We start from the raw sequence: 21,978 nt of genomic DNA on the forward strand, positions 1-21,978 counted from the left end.
CACGTGGCGCTGTTCACCCACCTGACGTCGGAGAAGCTCGCGCGGTCGGTGGTGCGCACCGGGATCCGGTCCACCGCCCGCGGCGTGTTCTGCCTGCCCGTGCTGCCGTCGTACACCCTCTCGCACCAGTGGGCGCGGGAGTTGCGGCGGCGCGGGCAGCGCACGATCGTCGCGGTGGACTTCCGGCTGCCCGACGACGAACCGGTCGAGGTCGGCCACTACGGCGCGCCCCGGGTCGCGCTCACCGCGGCGGGCGCGGTGGCGCTGATCCGCGACCACGAGGACCCGCGCGGGTACGAGGTAGTGCTGGCGCGCGGCGTGTCCCGGCGGGAGATCCACCGGGTGCGACCGGTGAGCCGGGTCGTCGGGTGGCGGTACCGACCGGACGCGCACGGCCGCACACCGTGCCCGTGCCCGGTGTGCTGCTTCGGCGACTACGGCTCGGCCAGGATCCGCGCCCGGCTCGGCGATCCGGACGACACGCGGGTCGAGACGAAACCCGAGCTGATGGCGATGCTCGCGGAGGCGGACTCGGTGTCGGACCTGACGATCGCGCTGTTCCAGCTGGGCACCCGCAGTCGCGGCAACCCCGAGGAGCTGGCCCACCTGCTCGACCACCCGTCCGCCGAGGTGCGCGAGCAGCTGGCGAAAACGCTTGCGGCGTACCGGGGTCCGCGGGCCGCGGCGATGCTGCGGGTGCTCGCCGAGGACCCGGAGGCCGCGGTGCGCGACACCGCGGCCGACCGGCTCGCCGCCCGGCGGACCTAGGCGCCGAAGCGGTCCAGGGCGCGGATCTTGTTCGTGACGTCCAGGGCGGCCACCTTGTACGCCTCGGACAGGGTCGGGTAGTTGAAGACCGTGTCCACCAGGTAGTCCACCGTGCCGCCGCACGCCATGACCGCCTGGCCGATGTGCACCAGGTCCGTCGCGCCGGTGCCGAACAGGTGCACGCCGAGCAGCTTGCGGTCCACAGTGGACACCAGCAGCTTCAGCATGCCGTAGGCGTCGCCGACGATCGCGCCGCGCGCCAGCTCCCGGTACCGCGCGAGCCCCACCTCGTAGGGCACCGCGGACGAGGTCAGCTCGGCCTCCGTGGCGCCGCAGTAGGAGATCTCCGGGATCGTGTAGATCCCGATGGGCTGCAACGCGGACAGCTCGCGCGCCTGCTCGCCGAACGCGTGGTACGCGGCGAGCCGGCCCTGGTCCATCGACGTCGCGGCGAGCGCCGGGAACCCGATCACGTCGCCGACCGCGTAGATGTGCTCCACCGGGGTGCGGTAGTGCTCGTCCACCGACAGCCGGCCGCGCCGGTCCGCCTCCAGGCCCGCGTTCGCGAGCTCCAGCGCCTCGGTCGCGCCCTGCCTGCCCGCCGAGTACATGACCGCGGCGGCCGGGATCCGCTTGCCGCTGGCCAACGTCGTCACGGTGCCCTTCTCGGACACGGCGACGTCGACCACCTTCTCCCCGAACCGGAACGTCACGGCCAGGTCCCGCAGGTGGAACTTGAGCGACTCCACGATCTCCGGGTCGCAGAAGTCGAGCATCCGGTCACGCTGCTCGACCACCGTGACCCGGCTGCCCAGCGCGGCGAACATGGAGGCGTACTCGATGCCGATCACGCCCGCGCCGACGACCACGAGCGAGGACGGGATCTCCTCCAGCGCGAGCACCTCGTCCGAGTCGAGCACCCGCTCCTCGTCGAAGTCGACCTGGTCGGGCCGGGCCGGTCGGGTGCCGACCGCGATCACGATCTTCTCGGCGGTCACCGTGTGGTGCTCGCCGCGGTGCGCGCCCTGCACGGCGATCGTGTGCGGGTCGACGAAACTCGCGGTGCCGGTGAGCAGCTCGACCTGGTTGCGGTGCAGCTGCGCCCGCACGACCTGGACCTCACGCCCGATCACGTGCTGGGTGCGCGCCAGCAGGTCGGTGATGGTGATGTCCTCCTTGACCTGGTAGCTCGCGCCGTAGAGGTCGCGCTGGCTCAGGCCGGTGAGGTACATGACCGCTTCGCGCAGCGTCTTGGACGGGATGGTGCCCGTGTTGACGCAGACACCGCCCACCATGTCCTGCTTGTCCACGACGGCGACCTTCTTGCCCAGCTTGGCGCCCGCGATCGCGGCCTTCTGCCCACCGGGACCCGACCCGATGACGACCAAGTCGTAGTCGTACTCGCTCATGGCCCGAAGCGTGTCACACGAAGGCGACCTACGGTGGTGCCGTGGATGGACTCGTGGTCACGATCCGGCGGGCGCTCGCCGACGCGGCGGACCCCGCCAAGGCGCCGGAGATGCAGCGGTACATGAAGTCGGAGATGCCGTTCCGGGGTGTGCCGAAACCCGAGCGGGCCGCGGTGTTGCGCGCCGTGTTCGCCGCGCACCCGCTCGCCACGCCCGCCGAGGTGGTCGACGTGGTGTCGACGCTGTGGCGCGACGCGGCGTACCGGGAGGAGCGCTACGCGGCGACCGCCCTGCTGGACCGGTACGCGCGGTGGCGGGAACCCGGGCTGGTGCCGCTGCTGGAGGAGCTGATCACGACCGGCGCGTGGTGGGACCACGTGGACGAGTTGGCGTCCCGGCACGTCGGCCCGCTGCTGCGCGGGTGGCCGGACGAACTCGTGCCGGTGGTGCGGGCGTGGTCGCGGCACGAGGACCGGTGGTTGCGGCGCACGTCGGTGATCTGCCAGCTGGGGTCCAAAGGCGACACCGACACCGACCTGCTGGCCGAGTGCGTCGAGGCCAACCAGGACGACCCGGACTTCTTCCTGCGCAAGGGGATCGGCTGGGCGCTGCGCCAACACGCCCGGGTCGACCCGGGCTGGGTGCTGGCGTTCGTCGACGCGCACCCGGGGCTCTCGCCGCTGTCCCGCCGCGAGGCGCTCAAGCACCTCTAGCCGCGGGTGGCCCGACCCGAGTAGGTCAGCGGGAAGACCAGGTCCTTGCACGCCGCCGGCACGTCCGCCGCGATCTGCACGACCATGTCCACCTCGACCGCGCCGTCCGGCGGGATCTCCACCGGCGCCGCCATCGGCGACACGGTGAGCACGCCGGACGGGCAGCCCTCGACCTGGTTGTGCGCCTCGTCCAGCGGGCGGCCGGGCACGGCCTGGAGGGTGATCACGATGATGCCGACGCTGTTCGGGTTCGACAGCCGGACCTTGCGGGCGCCCTCGCTGCCGGGGGTCAGCTCGACCGGCGCGCCGGAGATGTCGTTGATCTCGAACGGCTTCAGGTCGCCGACGCCGGACTCACCGTTGCTGATCGAGTAGGCCATGGCGGGCACTTCGGGTTCGGGCCACGTGAGGTGCATGGCCGCGACCACGGCGGCGCCGACGCCCAGGATCGTCATGGCGACGGCGACTTCCATCCGCGGTCCCAAGCTACGCATGAGGCAACCTCACTGAAGAACTGCTGCTCCAGGCGGTGGGTTCGCCGCTAGCTCCCCGTCGGACCGGCGACCAGACTCGCCCGGCGGTTCATCGCTTCGCCCCTCGGCCCCTCGGGCCGCGCAGCCAATCTTGAAGAAAGTTCAACCTGTGCGCAAGCACCAACCCGGCCCGGAAACACAGGTCCAAAGACCCCTTGACACCTCACTCTGCGTGCCCTGATCTGCGCTTCGACCACATATCGGCCGCGAAAGTTTCACCCTCAGGGGCTAACCCCGAGCCCGCACCAGTGCGGGCTCGGGACACAGCGTCAGCCCCTCAGAACCGCACCGAAGCGGTCGGCGGCGGCGGACACGGCCGCGTCACGCGCGACGGTGGCCTCCTCGACGGTGAGCGTGCGGTCCGGCGCGCGAAAGCGCAACGAGTACGCGAGCGACCGCTTGCCCTCGCCGACCTGCTCGCCGGTGAAGTCGTCGAACAGCCGGATGTCCTCCAGCAGCCCGCCGCCACCGGTCCGCAGCACCCGCGCCACCTGCTCGGCCGGCACGTCCGCGCCGACCACGACGGCCACGTCCAGCAGCACCGGCGGGTACGCCGACACCACGGGCGCCGGCCGGTCGTCGGTCAGCGGCAGCGCGTCCAGGTCGATCTCGAACGCCACCGCGCGCTTGGGCAGACCCAGCGCGTCGACCACCTTCGGGTGCAGCTCGCCCGCGTGGCCGACGGGCCAGTCGCCGACCCGCAGCTGCGCGCACCGGCCCGGGTGCCACGGCGCCAGCTCGGCCTTCACCGCGGTCAGCTCCACGCCGTAGGCCTGGCCGACCAGCCGCGCGGCGTGCACCGCGTCCGCCCAGTCCGCCGCGCGGCCCTTGCCCCACCAGCCGGCCCGCTCGCGCTGACCCACCAGCACGCCGGCCACGTGCTCCGGCTGCTGCGGCAGCGCCGCGAACAGCGACGCCACCTGGGCGTCGTCCGGGCGCACGCCCACGCCGACCTCGGGCACCGGCACCGGCTGCGCGCGCGGCAGCGTCACCTGGGCCACCGCGTAGACCGCGAAGTCCTTCGCGCCGCGGGCCAGGTTGCGCTGCACGGCCTCCAGCAGACCCGGCACGAGCGTGGTGGCCAGCGCGTGCTTGTCCGACTCCAGCGGGTTCAGCACGCTCACGAACTCGCGGCGCACGTCGTCCGCGGGCAGGCCCAGCGTGTCGAACACCTCCGGCGCGACGAACGGGAACGGCTTCACCTCCACGAAGCCGTTCTCGGCCAGCGCGCGGGACACCGTGCGCCGGCGGCGCTGCCGCTCGGTCAGGCCGCGACCGGCGGGCGCGGGCGGCAGCGTGGACGGGATCGTGTCGAACCCCTCCAGCCGCAGCACCTCCTCCACCAGGTCGGCGGGCTGGGTCAGGTCCGAACGCCACGTCGGCGGCACCGCGGTGACGAAGGTCGTGCCGTCGTCACCGGTGGTCACCTCGACCCGGCAGCCGATCTGGCCGAGCCTGCGCGCGGTCGCGCCACGCGCGTAGCGGACACCCGCCACCCGGTCCGGCAGGTCGATCGGCATCGACACCGGCTCGGGCAGCTCCGGCACGCCCACGTCCGTGCGGCCGGGCTTGATGCTGCCCTCGCCGAACATGTGCAGCAGCCGGGCCGCGCGCTCCAGCGCCACCGGGGCGAGCGCCGGGTCCACGGTGCGCTCGAACCGCTTCGCCGCCTCGCTGGGCAGCTTGTGCCTGCGCACCGCGCGGGCGATCGAGGGCGGGTCCCAGTTGGCCGCCTCCAACAGGATGTCCGTGCTGTCGTCGCGGACCTCGGTGGACGCGCCGCCCATCACGCCGGCCAGCGAGATCACGCCGCTGTCGTCGGAGATCACGATGTCGTCCGGGTCCAGCGGGCGGGCCGACCCGTCGAGCGTGGTCAGCTTCTCGCCGGTCCCGGCCCGGCGCACCACCAGCCGGCCCTTGACCGCGGACGCGTCGAAGGCGTGCAGCGGCTGACCCAGTTCCAGCATCACGTAGTTGGTGATGTCGACCGGCAGCGAGATCGAGCGGATGCCCGCGAGCATCAGCCGCCGGCGCATCCACCACGGGGTGGGCGCGGTCGGGTCGACACCGGTGACGCGCCGCGCCACGAACCGCGAGCAGGCGGTGCGGTCCTCGATGTGCACCGGCCAGACCTCGCCCTCGGCCTCCGGCACCTCGGCCAGGCCGGGGTCGCCGAACGGCACGTCGAACGCGCAGGCGATCTCCCGGGCCAGACCGCGCACCGAGAACGCGTACCCGCGGTCCGGCGTCGGCGCGACCTCGATCACCGTGTCGTCCAGGCCGAGCAGCTCGAGCGCGTTGTCACCGGGCCGCGCGGTGCCGCTGGGCAGCACCAGGATGCCGGTGTGGTCCTCGCCGAGGCCCAGCTCCTTGGCCGAGCAGATCATGCCCTCGCTGGTGCGGCCGTAGGTCTTGCGCGCGGCGATGGTGAAGTCGCCGGGCAGCACCGCGCCGGGCAGCGCCACCACGACCGTGTCGCCCTCGCGGAAGTTCCGCGCGCCGCACACGATGCCGTTGACCTGCTCGGGACCGACCTCCACCCGGCAGAACCGGATGGGCTTCTTGAACTCGGTCAGCTCCTCGATCTCGACCACGCGGCCCGCGACGAGCGGACCGGTGACGCCGGCGAGGGGCAGGACCTCCTCCACCTCGATGCCGATCCGCACGAAGGCCTCGGCGAGCTGGTCCGGCGTGGGGGTTTCGGGGAACTCGAGGTTCTCCACCAGCCAGGTAACCGGGATACGCACCGGTCAGGCCTCCGTTCCGAAGGGCAGGGTGAAGCGGACGTCGCCCTCGACCATGTCGCGCATGTCGGGAAGGCCGTTGCGGAACTGGAGCGTGCGCTCCAGGCCCATGCCGAACGCGAAGCCCGAGTAGACCTCGGGGTCCACACCGCAGTTGCGCAGCACGTTGGGGTTGACCATGCCGCAGCCGCCCCACTCGACCCAGCCCGCGCCGCCCTTGCGCTCCGGGAACCACACGTCCACCTCGGCCGACGGCTCGGTGAACGGGAAGAAGCTCGGCCGCAGCCGGGTCGTGGAGTCCTCGCCGAACATCGCGCGGGCGAACGCGTCGAGCGTGCCCTTGAGGTGCCCGAGCGTCAGGCCCTTGTCCACGGCCAGCCCCTCGACCTGGTGGAACACCGGGGTGTGGGTCGCGTCCAGCTCGTCGGTGCGGAACGTCCGGCCGGGGCACACCACGTAGACCGGCGGCTCGCGGTCGAGCAGCGTCCGCGCCTGCACCGGGCTGGTGTGCGTGCGCAGCACCAGGCCCGAGTCGGCGGGCGCCACGTAGAACGTGTCCTGCATGCTGCGCGCCGGGTGGTCCTTGCCGAAGTTCAGCGCGTCGAAGTTGAACCACTCCGTCTCCAGCTCGGGGCCCTCGGCGACCTCGTAGCCCATGGCCACGAACACGTCGGCGATGCGCTCGGCGAGGGTGCTGATGGGGTGGCGCGCGCCGCGCGGCACGCGGTCCCACGGCAGCGTGACGTCGACCGCCTCGTCGCGCAGCACCCGCTCGTCGCGCTCGGCCTGGAGCTCGGTGCGGCGCTCCTCGAACGCGAACTTGACCGCGTTCTGCGCCTCGTTCACCCGCTTGCCGGCCTCCGCCTTCGCGGCGGGCGGCAGCGCGCCGATCTCGCGGCGGGCCAGCGGCACCGGCGCGCGGTCGCCCAGGTGGCTCGGCTTGACGGCGGCCAGCTCGTCGAGGTCGACCGCTTTCGCGAACGCCTCCCGAGCCTGCTCCACCGCCGCCTCCAGCGCCTCCGGGGAGAGCGCCGCGACCTGCTTGGGGTCGTACGGGTCGTTGGCTCCGGACATGGTTGGTGGACAGCTCCCGTCGCGGACACGATGTGGAATACCGCCCCCGTGTGCACGCGGGACGGCGAACCGATCCTAGGTGATCCGCCCGAATCGTTGCCCACCGGCGGCCCGGCGCGCTCTAGGATCGGCGGTTCGGCGTCGGCCGGTGGATCACGCCGCGTGCCCGCCTCGTGCCCCGGTGTCGTCGGGCGGCGGCGAAAACCCCGGTCGGCGGCCCGTTCACGCGGAACTGTCGGTGGACCGTGGCATCGTGGTGTCGGGTGTGCGACACCCGGCGGGCCACTCCGCGCAAAACCGGATCGGCCGCCGGCGCGAAGACCCTAGAATCGACCGTCCTCCAGATCTGACCCCGAGGTGGCTTCCTCTCCCATGGCACACACCTTCGGTGTCGACCTGCGCGGGATCATCGACCTGCTCAGCCACCACCTCTACAGCAGTCCGCGGGTGTACGTGCGGGAGCTGTTGCAGAACGCGGTGGACGCGATCACCGCCCGTCGCGCGCTCCAGCCGGACGCGCCGGGCGAGGTGGTCGTGGAGCCGGTCGGGTCCGGCGGGGTCGGCGCCCTGCGCATCTCCGACACCGGGATCGGGCTCACCGAGCGCGAGGTGCACGACCTGCTGTCCACGCTCGGCCGCACGTCCAAGCGCGACGAGCTCGGCTTCGCCAGGCAGGGCTTCCTCGGCCAGTTCGGCGTCGGCCTGCTGTCCGCGTTCCTGGTCGCCTCGGAGATCAGGCTCACCAGCCGCAGCGCGAAGGGCGGTCCGGCGGTGCGCTGGACCGCGGACGCGGCGGGCAACTACGAGGTCGAGGTCGACGACTCGGCGCGGGCCGAGGTCGGCACCACGATCGAACTGGTGCCGCACCGGGACTCCGAGCACTGGCTCGAGACCGACGTGGTGCGCGCGCTGGTGGTCGAGTACGGCGAGCTGCTGCCGGTGTCCGTGCTGGTCGCGGGCGAGCGGGTGACGGCGGAGGAACTGCCGTGGACCGCCGGCGACGTGCTGGAGTACGGCGAGCGGGTGCTGGGCGTCGAGCCGTTCGACGCGATCCCCGTCGAGGTGCCCGCCGTCGGGCTGACCGGCGTGGCGTACGTGCTGCCGGCGGGTGTGCACCCCGGCGCGCGCCAGTCGCACCGGGTGTACCTCAAGCGGATGCTGGTCGGCGACGCCATCGAGGGCCTGCTGCCCGAGTGGGCGTACTTCGTGCGGTGCGTGGTCGACTCGTCGTCGCTGCGCCCCACCGCGTCCCGCGAGGCGCTCTACCAGGACGAGACGCTGCTCGCGGTGCGCGAGGAGCTCGGCCGCCAGGTGCGGGACTGGCTGGTGCGGCTGGACGCGACCGACCCGGGCCGCACCGCCGCGCTGCTGGACGCGCACCACCTCGGCATCAAGTCGCTGGCCAGGGTGGACGACGAGATGCTGCGGCTGGTCGAGCGGTGGCTGCCGTACGAGACCACCGAGGGCGGCCAGACGCTGCGCCAGTTCAAGCGCAAGCACGGCACCGTGCTGTTCCTGCCGGACGTGGACGAGTTCCGCCAGCTCGCGCCGGTCGCGCACGCCCAGGGCGTCGGCCTGGTCAACGCGGGTTACGCCTACGACCTGGAGATCATGGAGCGGCTGGTGGCGCTGGACGGGCCGTTCGCCGCGCGCCGGGTCGCGCCGACCGAGGTGCTGGCCGCGCTCGGCGACCCCGAGCCGGACGTGGAGCGCGCGCTGCGCGACCGGCTGGCGCTGGCCAAGGACGTGCTGGAGCGGCACGACTGCGAGGCGGTGCCGCGCGATTTCGACCCCGGTTCGCTGCCCGCGCTGCTGATGACCAACGTCGAGGGCGAGCGCAAGCGGGACGCGCAGCAGGCCTCCGAGCACGCGGACCCGCTGTGGGCCGAGCTGCTGGGCAGCCTCGTGGACACCTCCTCGGAGGCGTCCCAGCGGCTGGTGCTCAACTGCCGCAACCCGTTGGTGCGCAAGCTCGCCACGCTCACCGACACGGCGCTGGTCGAGCTGACCGTCGAGTCGCTGTACGTGCACGCGGTGCTCCAGTCGCGGCGACCGATGAGACCGAAGGACACGGCGGCGCTCAACTCGTCGTTCATGGAATTGCTCGACCGGGCGGTGGGTGGCCGATGAGCGAGCAGAAGCAGTTGGCGGAACAGCAGTTCGTGGACGCCTACCACCTGCCGGAGGGCATGCCGAGGCACGAGGCGCTGGAGCGGGCGGCCCGCGCGGCCGACGCGTGCGACCACCTGCCGCTGGCGGTGAGCTGCCGGATCGCGCTGCTGCGGTCGGCCTACGACCTGGCCCGCTACGACCTGATGCTGGCGCCGTTCGCCTGGTTGGGCGCGGCGGAGCGCAAGGACGCCTCCGCGTTCGACGAGTGGGAGACGCACAGCTTCGACTGGGCGCACAAGTGGATCGTGAACGGCCTGATGGCCGACCCGCGGTTCACCCTGGAGCAGGTCGCCTCGGTGGTGGACGCGCTGGAGGCGCGGTACCGGGCGCACGGCTTCTCGCTGCAACCGGTGCACGGCGCGCGCACCGATCTCGCCTACCACGTGGGCGACGAGCGCTCCTACCGCGAGCACTTCGCCCGCTACCTCGCGACCGACCGCGGCCCGATGAGCGACTGCGAGGCGTGCGTGGTCGAGGAGCAGGCCGGGCACCTGATCCGGCAGGGCAGGCACGCCGAGGCGGTCGCGCACGCGGAGCACCAGCTGGACCGGGACACCGGCTGCGCGACCCAGCCGCAGGGCATCCTCACGACGCTCGCGCCGGCGTTCGTCGTGCTGGGCGAGCCGGAGCGGGCCAGGGACGCGCACGTGGTGGCGTACCGGCTGGTCCGCGACGACCTGGTGAGCGGGTACCTGGACGACCACTTGGTGTTCTGCGCGACGTCGGGCAACGTGCGGCGCGGCGTCGAGCTGCTCCAGCGGCACCTGCACCGGGTGCACAACTCGACCAACCCCGCGCAGGCCATGCACTTCTCGGCAGGCGCGGCGCTGCTGCTGAGCCGGGTCGACTTCCCGGTGGAGTTCGCGGTGCCGCGCGACGGCACGACGACGACCCTGTCGGTGACGGCGCTGCGGGCGTTCCTGGAGGCGCAGGCGCTGGAGATCGCGGCCAGGTTCGACCACCGCAACTCCTCGACCGCGGTCGGCGACCGGATCCGCGCCACCCTCGCGTCGGAGGACACCGAGCCGGTGCCGCTGGCCGTGCCGACGCCGTCGCTGGTCGCGCCGGCCGAGGACGAGCCGGTGGTGGCGGACCCGGTGGAGCTGGCCGAGCGGCTGGTGGCGTCGTTCGACGACGGCGACTACTTCACCGGCGTGCGGCTGCTGCGGTCGCTGCCGGTCGAGCTGGAGGCCCTGCTGCCGGAGCGCTTGGCGGCGCTGGTCGGCGCGCGGCGGGTGCTGCTGGGCGACCGGCCGGTGACCGAGGAGGTGCTGGCCGAGGCGGACGCGGCGGTGGCGCGGCTGGTCGCGGCGGGCGAGCCGGACCAGGCGGTGCGGTTCCGGGCGCGGACGGCGCAGCTGCGCGAGGAGTTCCACGGGTACGACGCGTGCGTGGCCGAGATGCGGGTGTGTGTGGCGGAGGCGGACGCCTTCTGCGTGCCGCGGACGCGGGTGTCCACCCGGTTGATGCTGGCGGACGTGCTGGGCGCGGCGAACGACCTCGACGGGCAGGGCGCGCTGGTCGCGGAGGCGGCGGCGCTGGCCGAGGCCTCGGTGCCGGACATGGTGTCTCGCACCCGGTGCGACTCGGCCCAGCACCTGGCCGCGTCCGGCGAGCTGGACGCGGCGTACTCGGTGGTGGTGGAGGTGCTGGCGGGGTCGCCGAACCCGGCCGTGCGGTTCGACGCGCTGCGGTTGAAGGTCAAGATCGAGACGGTGCGCGGCGAGGAGGGCGCGGTCGACACGGCGGCGCTGTTCGTGTCGTCGTTCGCGACGCCGCGCGGCCCGTGGGTCGCCGAGACGCACCGGCAGCGCGCGAGCACGATCAGCCAGCTCGGCGTCGAGCAGGACCACCTGCCGGAGCTGCGCGACGCGGTGGCCGTGGCGCACGACCAGGGCACGCCGGACGACGTGGCCAAGGCCTGCTACACGCTGGCCGGCGGCTACCTGAAGTCGGGCCGCAACGTGGAGGCCGCGGAGGCGCTGGAGGAGGCGGTCCGCGCGGTCGAGTCCGACGAGGTCGACCCGGACGTGGTGGTGCCCGTGCGGTACCGGCTGGGTCAGGTGTGCGCGCGGCTGGGCGAGCTGGACGACGCGCACAAGCACCTGGAGATCGCGCTGGACCTGGTGACGGCGGACGAGCCGTGGCGGCGGGCCATGGTGCTCGACGTGCTGGGCGGCGTGCGCCGGCGGTTGGACCAGCCGGTGGCCGCGGCGGCCGCGTACCGCGAGGCGGCGCTGGCGTGGCACGAGGTGTCGGACCCGGCGGAGTCGGCCGGGTCGTGGGTGGAGGCGGCGTCCGCGCTGCCCGAGGAGGAGGGCGAGGCGTCCCTGGAGGCGCTCGTCGCGGCCGAGGAGCTGCTGCCGGGCGTCGAGGACACCGAGCACCGCACCCACCTGACGGCCCGGATCGCGGCGATCCGCGCGTTCGTGGCGATGCACGCCGGCGACCACGCGACGGCCGTGGAGCAGAACGCCCTGGCCGAGGAGCTGACCGCCCGCCTGGGCGACACCGACTGGCGCACCTTCCTGGTGGCCAGGGGTGCCCGCTTCCTGCTGACCTCGGGCGACGCCGCGGCCGCGGAGTCCGAAGCCCGCCGGGCGGCCACCCTGATCACCGACGACACCCCGCCGCAACTCCTGGGCGACACGGCGTCGGTGCTGGAGGAAGCCCTGCGCGCGCAGAACAAGCCGACGACCGACCCGCTCCTGCGCCTGCTGAACACCCGCCTGGAGTCCTAGCGCGGTCCCCGCCGGAGCCGATCCCCGCGAGGATCAGCTCCGGTGGGCCCGGGCGGAAGCGTAGAGACACACCGCGGCGGCGGTGGCGAGGTTCAAGCTCTCCGCCTCGCCGTAGATCGGCACCTTCACCGCAGCGTCCAACCCGGCGACGACGTCGTCGGGCAACCCGTGCGCCTCGCTGCCGAACACCCACGCCGTGGGCCGGTCCAACTCACCACGTCCCTCGGCCACGACCAGGTCGTCGGTCGCGTACCCGTCGGCCGCGACCAACCGCAACCCGACCTCCCGGCACGCCGAGAACACCGCGTCCGCGTCCCGCTCCCGCACCAGCGGCAGGTGGAACACGCTCCCGGTGGACGCCCGCACGCACTTGCCGTTGTGCGGGTCGACGGCGTCACCGGCGAACACCACGGCGTCCGCACCGGCCGCGTCGGCCACCCGCACCACCGTCCCGGCGTTGCCGGGATCCGCGACCCCGTACAACACCGCGACCAACCGAGCCCGCTCCAGCACACCTTCCAACGGCACGTCCACGAGATCGCACACCGCGACAACCCCTTGCGGCGTCACGGTCTCCGACAACGAGGCGGCAGCGGCGTCGGTCACCGGACTCACCCGCACCCCAGCGGCAGACGCCGCCTGCACCAGCTCGGGATTGCGGTCCACGGCAACAGCCGTCGCGTACAACTCATGAACCCGACCACGCCCCGCACCCGCCCAGGCCAACGCCTCACGCACGGCCTGCGCGCCCTCGGCCAGGAACCGACCGGCCTTGTCCCGCCCGGCACGCCTGGTCAACCGCCGAGCGGCAACGACCCGAGGAGTCCGTTCGGTGAACGGGACGTCCTCGGGTCGTCGTGGTGCGCTGTGCTGCTCGGTGCTCAGGCCTTGTCCCCGGCGGGAGCGTTCACGTCCGCCGGCAGACCGCCACGGGCCACCTCGACCAGGGCGGCGAACGCCACGGCGTCCGTCACGGCCAGGTCGGCGAGGATCTTGCGGTCGACCTCGACACCCGCGAGCCGGAGGCCCTGGATGAAGCGGTTGTAGGTCATCCCGTTGGCACGGACGCCCGCGTTGATGCGCTGGATCCACAGCTTCCGGAAGTCACCCTTGCGGGCACGACGGTCCCGGTAGGCGTAGTTCAGCGAGTGGAGCACCTGCTCCTTCGCCTTGCGGTACAGCCTCGAGCGCTGGCCGCGGTAGCCGCTGGCCAGCTCAAGGGTGGTACGGCGCTTCTTCTGGGCGTTCACAGCCCTTTTGACGCGTGCCACGGGTCCATCCTGTCGATCTCATGGGGCGGTGAGGCCCCGGGTGTTCAAGGGGGTGGGGTCTTAGAGGCCGAGCAGCTTCTTCAGCCGCGGCACGTCGTTCTTGGCGACCTCGGTGGTCCCCGAGAGGCGGCGGGTCAGCTTGCTGGACTTCTTCTCCAGCAGGTGGCGCTTGCCGGCCTTCTCGCGGACGAGCTTGCCGCTGCCGGTGACCTTGACGCGCTTGGAGGTCCCGCTGTGGCTCTTGTTCTTGGGCATTTCCGTCCTCGTCTCGTGCAGCCACCGCGGATGGGGCGGCCGTGCCTGCTCCCGGCCCCAGGGGGACCGGGAGGTCACTCCTCGACAGACTCCGCCGGGGCGTCCTCGCCCGATTCCTGCTTGATCGGTCGGGTCTTCGTGGTCTTGTGCGGCGCCAACACCATGATCATGTTGCGGCCGTCCTGCTTCGGGTTTGACTCGACGAACCCCAGCTCCGCGACGTCCTCGGCGAGCTTCTGGAGCAGCCGGTACCCCAGCTCGGGTCGTGACTGCTCACGACCGCGGAACATGATGGTCACCTTGACCTTGTTCCCGTGCGACAGGAAGCGGGCCACGTGGCCCTTCTTCGTCTGGTAGTCGTGCGGGTCGATCTTCGGGCGGAGCTTCTGCTCCTTGATGACCGTCAGCTGCTGGTTGCGGCGCGACTCACGGGCCTTCTGCGCGCTCTCGTACTTGAACTTGCCGTAGTCCATGAGCTTGCAGACCGGCGGCCGAGCCTGCGCGGCGACCTCGACGAGGTCGAGATCCGCTTCCTGGGCGAGTCGGAGCGCGTCCTCGATGCGAACGATCCCGACCTGCTCGCCGTTCGGCCCGACCAGTCGAACCTCGGGCACGCGGATGCGGTCGTTGATGCGCGGCTCGGTGCTCGCGGGAGCACCTCGGTTCGAGGGACTTGTCATTCACGTCCTTTGTGACTCGTTGTGCGCCAAAGACAAGAGGCCTCACACCTACCTGGTGTGAGGCCCGCTCTTCCGACCGATCGCACAACGAGGGGCGCACGTGCACCCGACGAGGGACCGGACCCGGCCACCTGAAGCGGCGGACGCGGGTGGGAGCGGGGCTCCACTTGCCGTCCCCACTGGTGCGGGGACTGGTCGCGCGGAGAATAGTAGCAGACGGCCTTGTCAACCCCCGAACCGGCGACCCGGAGCCGGGGCTTGCGAGAATGGGTCCCGTGACCGACCCCAGTGACAACGTGCGCGAACTGACCGATGTTCCCAGCGTGGAAGTGATCAGCAAGGCGGCGATCATGCTCCTGTCCGCCTCGGCGGAACGCCTGGGCCTGGCCGACCCGGACCCGGACACCAGCCCCCACCGAGACCTGGACGAGGCCCGCCGCCTGATCACCGCCCTGGCCGGCCTGGTAACCGCAAGCGCCGAATACCTGGGCCCCCACGCAGGCCCCCTACGCGAGGGCCTCCAGTCGGTACAACGAGCCTTCCGAGAAGCCTCGGCCTTCCCGGACGAGCCAGGCCAAGGCCCAGGCGAGAAGTACACCGGCCCGGTCTACTGACCGCTCCCCACCCCACGCACAACGGTCCGCGCCCCCACGCAACGGTCGCGCCGACCAAGCCGGCGGCCTCGTGTTCTCCCCGTATGGCCTGGGCGCAGCCCAACCGCATGTGTCAAGGGGGCACATTCAGCGCTACCGCCGCCCAAACTCGACAACGGCCCCCTTGACGCATGTGGTTGCCTCCGGCAGGCCATACGGGGAGAACACGACGCCCTAACCCCCGGAGGCGCTGCCCGTCCGGCGAGGACGCTCTCAATCCCTCAACAGCACCCACTCACGAGAGCACGCAACACCCACGAGCCCCTCACCCACGCAACCCCACAGCCGCCAACTGCCGCCCGGCCAACGCCTTGACCACCACCGGATCCCCCTCCCGCCACCCCACCACCGGATCCCCGGAAAACCCGCCCAAGGCCCGCAACGACAGGTTGTTCAACGCGTACAACGCCAACAGGTCGTACCGCCCAGCCGCCCGCAACCGGGCCGCCGCCCCGGCCCGCCGCGCATACCGCACCCGCAACGGCAACCAGGTGACCAGCAAAAACGCCACCGGCACCGCGATGAACGCCACCATCAACCACAACGCGGTCGTCTCCACCGCCGAAACCTGAGCCGCCCCGGCGGACACCAACGTCCCCCCGGCGTCACTCCCGTGCCCCAGCGCGTCGGCCAGACTCCCCCCGACCAGCGGCAGTTCCCGCGCCTTCCCGGCCGCGTCGGAGAACGTGTCCCGCAACGAGTTCCCCGCGGACACCAACCCGTCGCCCGGCGCCCGCAACGTCAACACCGCGTCGCGAACCCCCACCGCCAGCGACACCCAAAACCAGGTCCACCCGACCGCGACCAGGTCCGCCACCACCTGCCGCCCGAACCGCCCAGGCCGCTCCGCGTACCACTTCATGGTCAAAGAGGTACACCAAAGGGGGACCCCAGTCCCTCATCTCCACCCACACGCCGCCCCGTGGCGCACCCACCCATTCACCGCCACGGATTAACCTCATCCACGTGGGGATGACGTTCGGTGACTTACTCCGAGAACTCCGACTACACGCCGGTCTCACCCAGGAGGACCTGGCCGACGGTTCGGGCGTGAGCGTACGAGCCATCAGCGACATGGAACGGGGCCGAGCCCGAGGCCCGCAACGACGCACCGTGGAAGCCCTCGCCGGCGTCCTCTCCCTGGAGGACCAGGCACTGCGCGCCCTCCTGGACGCGGCCAAGCAGGGCCGGACCCGCCGCCAACCGGCCGTGGCCCAGTGCGCGCTCCCGCCCGACGTCGAGGACCTGACCGGGCGGGCGGACGAACTGGCCACCCTGGTCACGGCCGCCGACCACGACCGGGCGACCGAGGTCGTCGTGGTGCACGGCCCGCCGGGCGCGGGCAAGACGAGCCTCGCCGTGCGGGCGGGTTACGTGCTGACGCCCCGCTTCCCGGACGGCTGCTTCTTCTTCAACCTCCGGGGCATGGACGCCCGCCCGCTGCACCCCTCCGAGGTGATCCACCGGGTGCTGTCCGCGCTGGGCGTGGAGGACAAGCGGATGCCGGGCAGCGAGGCCGAGCGGTCCGACCTGTACCGCGACCTGCTGCGCACCCGCTCGACCCTGCTCCTGCTGGACAACGCCTCCGACGAGGCCCAGGTCCGCCCGCTGCTCGCGACCGGCGCGGGCTCCCTGGTCATCGTCACGTCCCGCCAGGTGCTCGGCGGTCTGGCGGCCAACACCAGGCTGGGCCTGGACGTGCTGGACCCGACCGAGTCGGTCGCACTGCTGGGCACCATCGCGGGCCGGCACCGGATCGCCGCCGAACCCGCCGCCGCGACCCGCGTGGCGACCCTGTGCGGCCGGCTGCCGCTGGCCCTGCGCATCGCGGGCAACCGCCTCGCCTCCCGTCCTAAATGGACACTGGAGCACTTCGCCAACCGCCTGGTGGACGAACGCCGTCGGCTGTCCGCCCTGACCTCGGGCGACCTCCAGGTCCGCACCGCGTTCGAGATGTCCTACCGCCAGCTCAGCGACAAGGCGGCCGTCCTGTTCCGCAGGCTTTCCCTGGTACCGGGCCGCGACTTCGCGCCGGACCTCGCCGCCGTGCTGGCCGACGTCGACCGCTTCGCCGCCGAGGACACCCTGGAGGAACTGGTCGACATGAGCCTCCTGGACACCGCCGAGGTGCCGGGCCGCTACGTGTTCCACGACCTGATCCGGGTGTTCGCGGGCGAACGCCTGGCCGACGAGGAGCCCGCCGCCGAGGACGTCCGCCGGCACATGGCGCGGTGGCTCCTGGCGACCGCGTCGCGGGCGGCAGGTCTTTACGGCCCGGACGCCCGCGACGGCGACCGGGCGGAGGCCGACGCCTGGCTGGCCGCGGAAACCCCGAACTGGCTGGGCGCGCTGCGCTGGGCGGCGACGGCGGGCCTGCACGACGAGGTCCTCGCGCTGGCCACGTCGATGCACTGGTACTCCGACCAACGGGGCCGCGGCGAGACGTGGACCGAGGTGTTCTCCGCCGGCGCGGCGGCCGCCCGCGCCCTGGGCAGCGTCCGGGACGTGGCCGTGCAGCTGAACTTCCTGACCTGGACCCTCGGCGTGCTGCTCCGCCGGTACGACGAGGCGCTGGCCCTGCACGACGAGGCGATGGCCGCGGCCGTCGCGGCGGGCGACCTGAGGGAACAGGCCTGGGCCACCCACTACCGGTCCGCCGCCGAACTGCGCTCGGGCCGGCTGGAGGAGTCCCGGGTCCACTCCGAGCGCGCCCAGGAGCTGTTCCGCGCGGCGGGCTACGTGCTGGGCGAGCAGATCGCGCTGTCCTGCCTGGCCCTGGTGCTGCACGAACTGCGCCGCTACGAGGAGTCCGTGGCGGCGAACGGCCGGCTGTTGGCGATCGTCGAGTCCGGCGAGCTCGACCTCGCCCCCGTGATGCGCCAGGACATGGTCGCGAGTCTCCTGATCCGCACCGCGGACAGCCTGTCGGAGCTCGGCCGCTGGCCGGACGTGCTGGAGAAGGCGGGCGGGGCGTTGACCGCGGCGGATTCGGCCAACGCCCCGAGCAGTCGGTGCGCCGCGCACTACCTCAAGGGCGTCGCGCTGCACCGCCTGGGCGACCCCGGTGCCGCCAGGACCGAACTCGAGCGGGCGTTGTCGGTGGCCGAGGAAACCGACCACCACCGGCTGGTCGACGTCCTGGACGCGCTGGCCCAGGTGTCGGACGAACTGGGCGACCCGGAGGCGGGTGGTCGGTTCCGCCGCCGGGTCACCGAGGCGCGATCATCCGATCGGTGACGCGTTCCGGCCCATCGCCGCTCGGTCCTTCCGGTCTGTGTGGGGGGTGCTTCCAGTCAACAGCCCGACACCCTCCGACACCACGCAGAACGACCGGCAGAAGTACGCCGGGTCACTCGAACGAGAGGACCGGACGCGTCAGTCCAGCACCGCGAGGGCGTCGATCTCGACCAGGAGACCCTCGGGCAGCCCCACGTAGACGGTCGTGCGCGCGGACAGCGGCGGCACGGTCAGGAACTCGCCGTAGGCCTCGTTCATCTCGGCGAAGTGCGCCGTGTCGGTCAGGTAGACGCGCAGCATCACGACGTCCTCCAGCGACGCGCCGCCCGCCTCCAGCACGGCGATGACGTTCTTGAACGCCTGCCGGGTCTGCTCGGCCACGGTCGTGCCGACGACGGCGCCGGTGGCCGCGTCGAACGCGACCTGGCCCGCCACCTGGAGGATGTTGCCCTTCCGCACGCCCTGGGAGAACGCGGCCGGGGGCGGCGGTGCGTCGGGGGTGCGGATCTCGGTCTTGGCCATGGTTTCCTCTCAGTCGCGCGGCGTCCAGCCGCACTCGACGGATGCCGCCCGCGCGGTCGCGAGCAGGTCGGGCAGGCGGGACAGGAGTCCCTCGAAGTCCAGCAGCACCTTGGGCACCGACATGGACACGGCGGCGATCACCTCGCCGCGGGCGCCCCGGATCGGCGCGGCGACGCAGTGGATGAAGTCCTCGTGCTCGGCGTTGTCCACCGCGTACCCGGCCGCGCGCACCCGTTCCAGCTCGGCCAGGTAGCCGGCCGGGGTGGTGATCGTGTTCGCGGTCAGCGGGGTGAACTCGATGGCGCCCACCACGTCCGCGAGCCGGGCCGGCGGCAGGTCCGCCAGCAGCACCTTGGCGACGGCCGTGCAGTGCAGCGGCGCGCGCCTGCCGATCCGGGAGTACATCCGCATCGGGTGCGTGCTGTCGTACTTGTCGATGTAGATCACCTCGCCGTCCTCGTAGGACGCCAGGTGGACGGTGTAGCCGAACTTCGCGTTCAGCTCGCGCAGCGCGGGCTCGGCGGACCGCCGCACGTCGCGCTCCTCCAGCGCGAGGTGCGCGAGGTCGAACAGCCGGGTGCCGAGCCGGTAGTGGTGCACACCGTCGCGCTGCACGAACCGGTGCGACTCGAGCGTCCGCAGCAGTCGCATCGTGGTCGACTTGTGCACCCCGATCACGCCGGACAGCTCGTCCAACGTCCTGGGCCCACCGGCGAGTTCGCCGACCAGGGTCAACGCCCGGTCGAGGCTCTGGCTCATCGCCGTCCCCTCCCGCGACCCCCGCCGACCGGACCGGCACCGGGTCGGGGCTCGTCGGACCTACCGGGGCGCACCCCACCCACCTGCCTCGGCACTCGATCGCGACTGTGGCTCATGGGTGTCTCCTCAGGTGCGCGCCGGCCCACCGCGCGTCGTCGGCGTCGAGCAACGGCGCCGTCACCTCCGCGGGCAGTGGTTCGCCGACATCCTCCCTGGTGAGCAGCGCGGCGGCGGCCTGGAGGTGCCCGGCGCGCAGCCGGCGGCGCGCGGGCTCGCCCGCGAGGTGCGCGGCGAGGTACCCGGCGGCGAACGCGTCGCCCGCCCCGACCGGCTCCACCACGTCGACCCGCAGCCCCGGCTGGTGGGTGACGACGCCGTCCTCCACCACGGACGCGCCGCTCGCGCCGTGCTTGACCACGAGCGTCGTCGGGTCGGGCAGCAGCCGGCGCAGTTCCAGCGGGTCACCGGTGCCCCACACGGCGGTGGCCTCGTCGGACCCGGCGAGCACCACGTCCGCCCGCGCCGCGAGCTTGAGCAGCACGGACGGGTCGCGGTCGCGCCACAGCGCGGGCCGCCAGTTGAGGTCGAACGACACCGGCACGGGCGAGGCCAGCACGGCGTCGAGCAGTTCCAGGCAGGAGTCGGAGAGCGCGGCGGTGATGCCGGAGACGTGCACCAGCGCCACGTCGTCGAGCCGGACCCGCTCCCAGTCGCCCGGCCCCAGGGCGGAGGCCGCGGAACCGCGCCGGTAGTAGCGGACCGCGCTGCCCGAGGCGTCGGCCTCCTTGACGTACAACCCGGTGGGCCGGTCGGGGTCGACCCGCACGTCCGACACGTCCACCCCGGCGCCGGCCACGAAGTCGAGGACCGCGCCGCCGAACGCGTCGTCGCCCACCGCGGACACCCACCGGCTGCGCACCCCCAGGCGCGCCAGGTACATCGCCACGTTGGACTCGGCGCCGCCGACGGCCCTGGTCCACGTGGTCGCCGCGCGCACGGGCCCGGGCTCGGCGGGCACCAGCACCGCCATCGTCTCGCCCAGGCACACCACGCCGCCCGTGAGGCTGAACCGCATCCGACGTCCTCCGGATTCGCTGCGTTGACGGGCGGCCGGCCGAATGTTACACACGGGGGCATCACATCGCGCAATAGTCGTTGCGAAATATGCAACGTGAGGAGCGAGACACGTGGGAATCGACCGCGCCGCCGTGGCCGCCATCCGCGAGGAGCGGATCGACTGGCGCTTCAAGGGCCTGCCCGCCGACACGTTCGGCGCGACCGTCGGCGACGTGGCGGGCCGCGGGCTCGACCTGTTCGCGCACGGTTTCGTCGGACCGCTGGTGGTGCTGGACGACGAGGCCCTGGCGCACAACCTGACCACCATGTCGCGGTGGTGCGCCGAACACGGCGTGCTGCTCGCGCCGCACGGCAAGACCACCATGGCCCCGCAGCTGTTCGCCCGCCAATTGGACCACGGCGCGTGGGGCATCACCGCGGCCAACGTGAGCCAGCTGCGGGTCTACCGGGCCTTCGGCGTGCGCCGGGTGCTGTTCGCCAACCAGCTGGTCGACCCGGCCGGGCTGCGCTGGCTGCGCGCGGAGCTGGCCGCGCACCCGGAGTTCGAGTTCAGCTGCTGGGTCGACTCGGTCGCCTCCGTCGAGCGGATGACCGAGGCGCTGGGCGAGGTCGTGCGCCCGGTCGAGGTGCTGGTGGAGCTGGGCGCGCCCGGCGGTCGGACCGGCGCGCGGGACCTCGACACCGCGCTGGCGGTGGCCGAGGCGGCGCGGCGCAGTCCGGCGCTGCGGCTGGCGGGCGTCGCCGGGTACGAGGGCGCACTGGCGCACGACGCGTCGGCCGCCGCGCGGTCGGCGGTGGACTCCTACCTCGCCGACCTGCGGAACCTGGTGGCACGACTGGACTTCGAGGTGCCCACGCCGGTGGTCACCGCGGGCGGCAGCGCGTACTTCGACCAGGTGGCCGCCGCGCTGACCGCGCCGTGGCCGTTCCCGGTGTTCCCGGTGCTGCGCAGCGGCGCCTACATCACCCACGACGACGGCTTCTACCGCGGCATCTCGCCGTTGGGCCGCACGCCGGGCGAACGGCCGTTCCGCTCCGCGCTGCGGGCGTGGGCCCAGGTCACCTCGCACCCGCAGCCGGACCTGGCGCTGCTCACGCTGGGCAAACGCGACGCGTCGTTCGACGAGGGCCTGCCCGAGCCGCAGGTGCTCCGGCACGACGGCGTCGAACGGCCGTTCACGGGCGCCGTCACCGCGCTCAACGACCAGCACGCGTTCCTGCGACCCGACGAGCCGGTCGAGGTCGGCGACTGGGTGGGCCTCGGCCTGTCCCACCCCTGCACGGTGTTCGACAAGTGGCCGCTGATCCCGGTGGTCCGCGGCACGACCGTGGTGGACCTGGTGCGCACGTACTTCTAGAGGGGGGACCGG

19 protein-coding genes are annotated in these 21,978 nt (G+C 72.7%); 7 read left to right on the forward strand and 12 right to left on the reverse strand.

Annotated features, from left to right (window positions below):
- The first annotated feature begins 3 nt into the window (after nucleotides 1-3).
- Nucleotides 4-768, forward strand: a complete 765-nt coding sequence (locus tag AB0G50_RS21700; RefSeq protein ID WP_360111451.1) for a HEAT repeat domain-containing protein — start codon at nucleotides 4-6, stop codon at nucleotides 766-768.
- Here AB0G50_RS21700 and sthA read toward each other — a convergent pair.
- Complete coding sequence (sthA, locus tag AB0G50_RS21705; RefSeq protein ID WP_360111454.1) at nucleotides 765-2,177, reverse strand: Si-specific NAD(P)(+) transhydrogenase; 1,413 nt, start codon at nucleotides 2,175-2,177, stop codon at nucleotides 765-767. The genes AB0G50_RS21700 and sthA overlap by 4 nt on opposite strands.
- Before the next feature lie 41 nt (nucleotides 2,178-2,218).
- Here sthA and AB0G50_RS21710 point away from each other — a divergent pair, with 41 nt between their 5' ends.
- Nucleotides 2,219-2,890, forward strand: coding sequence for a DNA alkylation repair protein (locus tag AB0G50_RS21710; RefSeq protein WP_360111457.1), 672 nt, complete (start codon nucleotides 2,219-2,221; stop codon nucleotides 2,888-2,890).
- Here AB0G50_RS21710 and AB0G50_RS21715 read toward each other — a convergent pair.
- The 3 genes from AB0G50_RS21715 to pheS form a co-directional block, all read right to left on the reverse strand.
- Nucleotides 2,887-3,363 carry a hypothetical protein gene (locus AB0G50_RS21715; RefSeq protein WP_360111460.1) on the reverse strand — a complete coding sequence of 159 codons (477 nt, stop codon included), beginning with the start codon at nucleotides 3,361-3,363 and terminating at the stop codon, nucleotides 2,887-2,889. The two genes, AB0G50_RS21710 and AB0G50_RS21715, sit on opposite strands and share 4 nt — an antisense overlap.
- A gap of 329 nt (nucleotides 3,364-3,692) precedes the next feature.
- On the reverse strand, nucleotides 3,693-6,170 hold the full coding sequence (gene pheT / locus AB0G50_RS21720; protein ID WP_360111463.1) for a phenylalanine--tRNA ligase subunit beta: 2,478 nt from the start codon (nucleotides 6,168-6,170) through the stop codon (nucleotides 3,693-3,695).
- Nucleotides 6,171-6,173: 3 nt separating this feature from the next.
- Nucleotides 6,174-7,241, reverse strand: coding sequence for a phenylalanine--tRNA ligase subunit alpha (pheS, locus tag AB0G50_RS21725; RefSeq protein ID WP_360111466.1), 1,068 nt, complete (start codon nucleotides 7,239-7,241; stop codon nucleotides 6,174-6,176).
- Between the two features lie 372 nt (nucleotides 7,242-7,613).
- On the opposite strand from pheS, the gene AB0G50_RS21730 reads away from it, so the two are divergent.
- Together AB0G50_RS21730 and AB0G50_RS21735 are read left to right on the forward strand one after the other, a co-directional pair.
- Nucleotides 7,614-9,371 carry an HSP90 family protein gene (locus tag AB0G50_RS21730; protein ID WP_360111469.1) on the forward strand — a complete coding sequence of 586 codons (1,758 nt, stop codon included), beginning with the start codon at nucleotides 7,614-7,616 and terminating at the stop codon, nucleotides 9,369-9,371.
- Nucleotides 9,368-12,154 (forward strand): hypothetical protein, encoded by a 2,787-nt coding sequence (locus tag AB0G50_RS21735; RefSeq protein WP_360111472.1) that lies wholly within the window; start codon nucleotides 9,368-9,370, stop codon nucleotides 12,152-12,154. Before AB0G50_RS21730 ends, AB0G50_RS21735 begins: the two co-directional genes overlap by 4 nt.
- 33 nt (nucleotides 12,155-12,187) lie before the next feature.
- Here the strand turns inward: AB0G50_RS21735 and AB0G50_RS21740 are convergent, their stop codons facing one another.
- From AB0G50_RS21740 to infC, 4 genes are all read right to left on the reverse strand, one after another.
- Nucleotides 12,188-12,952 carry an RNA methyltransferase gene (locus tag AB0G50_RS21740; RefSeq protein ID WP_360111475.1) on the reverse strand — a complete coding sequence of 255 codons (765 nt, stop codon included), beginning with the start codon at nucleotides 12,950-12,952 and terminating at the stop codon, nucleotides 12,188-12,190.
- Nucleotides 12,953-13,035: 83 nt separating this feature from the next.
- Nucleotides 13,036-13,425, reverse strand: a complete 390-nt coding sequence (gene rplT / locus AB0G50_RS21745; RefSeq protein ID WP_360111478.1) for a 50S ribosomal protein L20 — start codon at nucleotides 13,423-13,425, stop codon at nucleotides 13,036-13,038.
- 60 nt (nucleotides 13,426-13,485) lie between these two features.
- On the reverse strand, nucleotides 13,486-13,680 hold the full coding sequence (rpmI, locus tag AB0G50_RS21750; RefSeq protein ID WP_053722438.1) for a 50S ribosomal protein L35: 195 nt from the start codon (nucleotides 13,678-13,680) through the stop codon (nucleotides 13,486-13,488).
- Nucleotides 13,681-13,754: 74 nt separating this feature from the next.
- Nucleotides 13,755-14,360 (reverse strand): translation initiation factor IF-3, encoded by a 606-nt coding sequence (gene infC / locus AB0G50_RS21755; RefSeq protein WP_360111481.1) that lies wholly within the window; start codon nucleotides 14,358-14,360, stop codon nucleotides 13,755-13,757.
- Between the two features lie 266 nt (nucleotides 14,361-14,626).
- Here infC and AB0G50_RS21760 point away from each other — a divergent pair, with 266 nt between their 5' ends.
- The gene (locus AB0G50_RS21760; RefSeq protein WP_360111484.1) at nucleotides 14,627-14,974 is read left to right on the forward strand and encodes a DUF1844 domain-containing protein; all 348 of its coding nucleotides are present in this window, start codon (nucleotides 14,627-14,629) and stop codon (nucleotides 14,972-14,974) included.
- A 304-nt stretch (nucleotides 14,975-15,278) separates the two neighbouring features.
- Here the strand turns inward: AB0G50_RS21760 and AB0G50_RS21765 are convergent, their stop codons facing one another.
- The gene (locus tag AB0G50_RS21765) at nucleotides 15,279-15,875 is read right to left on the reverse strand and encodes a hypothetical protein (protein WP_360111487.1); all 597 of its coding nucleotides are present in this window, start codon (nucleotides 15,873-15,875) and stop codon (nucleotides 15,279-15,281) included.
- 110 nt (nucleotides 15,876-15,985) lie between these two features.
- On the opposite strand from AB0G50_RS21765, the gene AB0G50_RS21770 reads away from it, so the two are divergent.
- Nucleotides 15,986-18,250 (forward strand): helix-turn-helix domain-containing protein, encoded by a 2,265-nt coding sequence (locus tag AB0G50_RS21770; RefSeq protein ID WP_360111490.1) that lies wholly within the window; start codon nucleotides 15,986-15,988, stop codon nucleotides 18,248-18,250.
- Nucleotides 18,251-18,388: 138 nt separating this feature from the next.
- Here AB0G50_RS21770 and AB0G50_RS21775 read toward each other — a convergent pair whose 3' ends face one another.
- The 3 genes from AB0G50_RS21775 to AB0G50_RS21785 all read right to left on the reverse strand — a co-directional run bounded on the left by AB0G50_RS21775 (nucleotide 18,389) and on the right by AB0G50_RS21785 (nucleotide 20,606).
- Nucleotides 18,389-18,772 carry a RidA family protein gene (locus AB0G50_RS21775; RefSeq protein WP_360111493.1) on the reverse strand — a complete coding sequence of 128 codons (384 nt, stop codon included), beginning with the start codon at nucleotides 18,770-18,772 and terminating at the stop codon, nucleotides 18,389-18,391.
- A 9-nt stretch (nucleotides 18,773-18,781) separates the two neighbouring features.
- Nucleotides 18,782-19,531: an IclR family transcriptional regulator gene (locus AB0G50_RS21780; RefSeq protein ID WP_360111496.1), complete on the reverse strand. Its 750-nt coding sequence runs from the start codon at nucleotides 19,529-19,531 to the stop codon at nucleotides 18,782-18,784.
- Nucleotides 19,532-19,643: 112 nt separating this feature from the next.
- Nucleotides 19,644-20,606: a sugar kinase gene (locus AB0G50_RS21785; RefSeq protein ID WP_360111499.1), complete on the reverse strand. Its 963-nt coding sequence runs from the start codon at nucleotides 20,604-20,606 to the stop codon at nucleotides 19,644-19,646.
- A 112-nt stretch (nucleotides 20,607-20,718) separates the two neighbouring features.
- Between AB0G50_RS21785 and AB0G50_RS21790 the strand changes: the two genes are divergently transcribed.
- Nucleotides 20,719-21,966, forward strand: coding sequence for an amino acid deaminase (locus tag AB0G50_RS21790; RefSeq protein ID WP_360111502.1), 1,248 nt, complete (start codon nucleotides 20,719-20,721; stop codon nucleotides 21,964-21,966).
- Nucleotides 21,967-21,978: the final 12 nt, after the last annotated feature.

Origin of the sequence: Actinosynnema sp. NPDC020468 (genome assembly GCF_040642015.1) — a bacterium.
Taxonomy (GTDB): Bacteria; Actinomycetota; Actinomycetes; order Mycobacteriales; family Pseudonocardiaceae; genus Actinosynnema.

What these genes read in the sequence shown, in the direction of transcription:
- sthA (WP_360111454.1), bottom strand. Translation starts at nt 2,177, where the DNA reads ATGAGCGAGTACGACTACGACTTGGTCGTCATCGGGTCGGGTCCCGGT.
- AB0G50_RS21715 (WP_360111460.1), bottom strand. Translation starts at nt 3,363, where the DNA reads ATGGAAGTCGCCGTCGCCATGACGATCCTGGGCGTCGGCGCCGCCGTG.
- pheS (WP_360111466.1), bottom strand. Translation starts at nt 7,241, where the DNA reads ATGTCCGGAGCCAACGACCCGTACGACCCCAAGCAGGTCGCGGCGCTC.
- AB0G50_RS21730 (WP_360111469.1), top strand. Translation starts at nt 7,614, where the DNA reads ATGGCACACACCTTCGGTGTCGACCTGCGCGGGATCATCGACCTGCTC.
- AB0G50_RS21735 (WP_360111472.1), top strand. Translation starts at nt 9,368, where the DNA reads ATGAGCGAGCAGAAGCAGTTGGCGGAACAGCAGTTCGTGGACGCCTAC.
- rpmI (WP_053722438.1), bottom strand. Translation starts at nt 13,680, where the DNA reads ATGCCCAAGAACAAGAGCCACAGCGGGACCTCCAAGCGCGTCAAGGTC.
- infC (WP_360111481.1), bottom strand. Translation starts at nt 14,360, where the DNA reads ATGACAAGTCCCTCGAACCGAGGTGCTCCCGCGAGCACCGAGCCGCGC.
- AB0G50_RS21760 (WP_360111484.1), top strand. Translation starts at nt 14,627, where the DNA reads ATGGGTCCCGTGACCGACCCCAGTGACAACGTGCGCGAACTGACCGAT.
- AB0G50_RS21765 (WP_360111487.1), bottom strand. Translation starts at nt 15,875, where the DNA reads ATGAAGTGGTACGCGGAGCGGCCTGGGCGGTTCGGGCGGCAGGTGGTG.
- AB0G50_RS21770 (WP_360111490.1), top strand. Translation starts at nt 15,986, where the DNA reads ATGACGTTCGGTGACTTACTCCGAGAACTCCGACTACACGCCGGTCTC.
- AB0G50_RS21775 (WP_360111493.1), bottom strand. Translation starts at nt 18,772, where the DNA reads ATGGCCAAGACCGAGATCCGCACCCCCGACGCACCGCCGCCCCCGGCC.
- AB0G50_RS21780 (WP_360111496.1), bottom strand. Translation starts at nt 19,531, where the DNA reads ATGAGCCAGAGCCTCGACCGGGCGTTGACCCTGGTCGGCGAACTCGCC.
- AB0G50_RS21785 (WP_360111499.1), bottom strand. Translation starts at nt 20,606, where the DNA reads ATGCGGTTCAGCCTCACGGGCGGCGTGGTGTGCCTGGGCGAGACGATG.